Below are 2,955 nucleotides of genomic sequence, written 5' to 3'. Positions count from 1 at the left end.
GCGCGGTGGATCCGCTCCGCCGCCAGCCCGGCCAGGCCGGTCAGGCCGCGGGTGCCGATCGAGACGGCCTGGGCGTCGTCGGCGGCGCGCGCCCGCACCGCGATGGCAAACGATAGGTACAGCAGGTGCATCTGCAGGCAAACCTCGTCGGCCATGCGCACCAGCGCCGAGTGCGAGAAGGCGCCGAAGTCGAGGTCGGACAGTAACGGTCCCGAGTAATCCGCCTGGCCCTCGTCGGACCCGTCGATGGGATCCAATTCCCATGTGGCGGCGTCGGTTTGGCGAACGATGTCCAGCGCCGGGATGCTCTGCGCTTCGGGGTAGGACTCGTCGATGATGACGGTCCACGCGCAGTGCGGTTGCCGGTCCGCCGGCACCCGTGGCGGCCGGTGGATGGGGCGCATCTGGGCGCGCGGGTTGGTCGCCACCGCGGTGGCGTCGAACGTCGGATCCTCGATGGTGTGGCACATCCCGAAGACGTACTCGTCTCCCATCGGCTCCACGTCGAGCAGCGCGCCGCAGTGATCGAGGTGGAACTCTCCGTGCCAACGGTCGTGAATGGTGTAGCGGAAATCCATGAATTGGGGCGGAGCGCCGATGTCGAGCTGTAGGCCCTTGAAGATGGTGGGCACGTCGTCGCCCTCGTAGTTCAGCGCCCGCTGCATTCGCTTGGTGTAGATCGGGCTGGCGCCGGCCCACTCCTCGATGGCGATCTGCACCATCTCTTCGCGGCCGAATTCCTGGATGCACCACGCCATGCCGGAGCGATCGATCATGTGCCCGATCAGCAACAGCTCGGGCACCAGCACAGCCAATTCCGCGCGGGACAGCTGTGCGTAGCGGGATTGAGTCACCGCCCAAAAATAGTGCGGACTATGTTATAAAGTCAACAATGTCTATTGCCGCAGGTCAGAAACCACCCCGGTCCGTCAGCCCCACTCGACGGACGAACGCGCCGCGCAAACGCGGGGATGACACCCGCGCGAAAATCATCGACGAGACGGTCCGGTGCATCGTGGACCAGGGATTCGCCGCTGCGACCGCCAAACATGTAGCCGAACGCGCGGGCGTGACCTGGGGAGTGATCCAATACCACTTCGGCGACCGCAACGGCTTGCTGATGGCCGTCGTCGACGATGGCGTGGCCAAGTTGCTGGCCAGCCTGTCCTCAGCCAACGTCAGCGAACTGCCGCTGCGGGAGCGCATCGAGGTCGTCGTCGACACCGCGTGGAGCTGTTACAGCAGTCCGACATCGATGGCGGCCTTCGAAATCCTGCGGGCCAACCGCGGCGGCCCCGGTGGATCCTCACGGCAGCACCTGCTGGAAATGAATTCAGCGATCGCCGAGCTGGGCAGATTGATCACCGATGATCCGGCGAATGATGGTGTAGCCGAAGTGATTTGGGCGACGCTGCGAGGTGTGGTGCTGGCGCAGATGATCGTCGGCACCTCGGTCGACTGGCACCGGGAGCGACGTGCGTTGATCGATATGGTCACTCACTACCTCACCGCCGGATCTGCGCGGCGACCGCGTGTGCTGCAATGACTCGATGAGCTCTTACGATCACGCCGCATATCTCGCCGACGTCGCTGCGATCGAACAGGTCAAGTACCGCTATCTGCGTGGACTGGACACTAAACATTGGGACGACTTCGCCGACACGCTTACCGACGACGTCAAGGGCGACTACGGGTCGTCGCTCGGCGAGGAGCACCACTTCACCAACCGTGTCGACCTGGTCGAGTTCATGCGCTCGTCGCTGGGGCCGGGCGTCGTCACCGAGCACCGGGTGACTCATCCGGAGATCACGGTGACCGGTGATGAGGCGACCGGCGTCTGGTATCTGCAGGACCGCGTGATCGTGGCCGAGTTCAACTTCATGCTCATCGGCGCCGGCTTCTACCACGACCGCTATCGCCGCACCGCCGACGGATGGCGGATCAGCGCGACGGGGTATGACCGGACTTACGATGCGACGATGTCGTTGGCGAACCTCGATTTCAAGGTGCGGCCCGGTAACGCCATAGCCTGAATTCGTTTGCGGCTCTCGGTTATTGGGTGATCGCGATGACGGCGCCGGGCCGCAGCCACTGAATGATCTGCACTAGCTTGGCGTCGTCGATCGCCACGCAACCCTCGGTCGGGCCACCGTCGGTGGTGTGGAAGAAAAACGCAGCGCCTTTGCCCGGCAGACGGTCTGGGTTGACGCCCATCACCACCGCATGCTTGTACTGCGGGATCTCGAGGTTCTCACTCGCTCCGGTGTCGAACGGGCACTGAGCTTTCTGGCAGACCTGCATCGTGTTGAAGGTCGGGCTGTTGTCATCGCCATTCCACCAGTGGTTGGACCCGACCTGGACGTACTGCAGGCCGCTACCGGGATTGGGTGCAGTCCCGAATGCGAACGGCAACGAGTAGACCCCCATCGGGGTAGCCGGATAGCCGCTTTTGGCTTGCGGCGCAAGGCCTGCCGATCCGACATGCGCCGGTATGCCGGCCGCTACCGGCTCCCAGCCCGCGGCGCTACGTTGGTAGACGTCGAGTTTTGCGTTCGAACCGCCAACTCCGACAACGGAAACCACCTGGGTCGCGTTGCCGACAGAGGGCGCAAACCAAGGTGCGCCGACTGCACCACCCGTTGGAGCCGCCGCCAGGGTGACGAAAGCAGCGCACACCGTAGCGCACAGCGAACCCAGCAGTCGGCGCACCCTTTCATGGTCAACGCCGAGCAATCCCGACGTCAAGTCAAGGTTTAGCGTCGATCAGATCACCGCGAGGCCGCGACTAAGCGCTGGTCACACGTCGTTGCTCGCTGCGCCGATATTGTTTGTATGCGTCACCCACAGCATCCCGGGGTATAGAAAGCAGTGAAGGGCACCGACAGATCGCGGCCGCCCACCGTCGGAGGGCGGCAATACGACAAAGCTCGCCGTGGCGAGCGGCGTCGGCGTGCC

General features: G+C 64.1%; 4 protein-coding genes. 2 read left to right on the top strand and 2 right to left on the bottom strand.

Annotation, left to right across the window (positions count from 1 at the left end; translation table 11 throughout):
- A partial coding sequence (locus ACLQI9_RS15450; RefSeq protein ID WP_442391873.1) for a hypothetical protein occupies positions 1–854 on the bottom strand: 854 nt, incomplete at its 3' end.
- Positions 855–892: 38 nt separating this feature from the next.
- Here ACLQI9_RS15450 and ACLQI9_RS15445 point away from each other — a divergent pair.
- Both ACLQI9_RS15445 and ACLQI9_RS15440 read left to right on the top strand, forming a co-directional pair.
- Positions 893–1,546, top strand: a complete 654-nt coding sequence (locus ACLQI9_RS15445; protein WP_442391872.1) for a TetR/AcrR family transcriptional regulator — start codon at positions 893–895, stop codon at positions 1,544–1,546.
- A gap of 4 nt (positions 1,547–1,550) precedes the next feature.
- Positions 1,551–2,033, top strand: a complete 483-nt coding sequence (locus ACLQI9_RS15440) for a nuclear transport factor 2 family protein (protein WP_442391871.1) — start codon at positions 1,551–1,553, stop codon at positions 2,031–2,033.
- A 19-nt stretch (positions 2,034–2,052) separates the two neighbouring features.
- Here the strand turns inward: ACLQI9_RS15440 and ACLQI9_RS15435 are convergent, their stop codons facing one another.
- Positions 2,053–2,709 carry a L,D-transpeptidase family protein gene (locus tag ACLQI9_RS15435; protein WP_442391870.1) on the bottom strand — a complete coding sequence of 219 codons (657 nt, stop codon included), beginning with the start codon at positions 2,707–2,709 and terminating at the stop codon, positions 2,053–2,055.
- Positions 2,710–2,955 lie beyond the last annotated feature (246 nt).

The organism is Mycobacterium sp. (assembly GCF_052143115.1).
GTDB lineage: Bacteria > Actinomycetota > Actinomycetes > Mycobacteriales > Mycobacteriaceae > Mycobacterium.
Note: the sequence above shows the minus strand (reverse complement) of the source record. Positions and strands in the feature narration are given on the sequence as shown.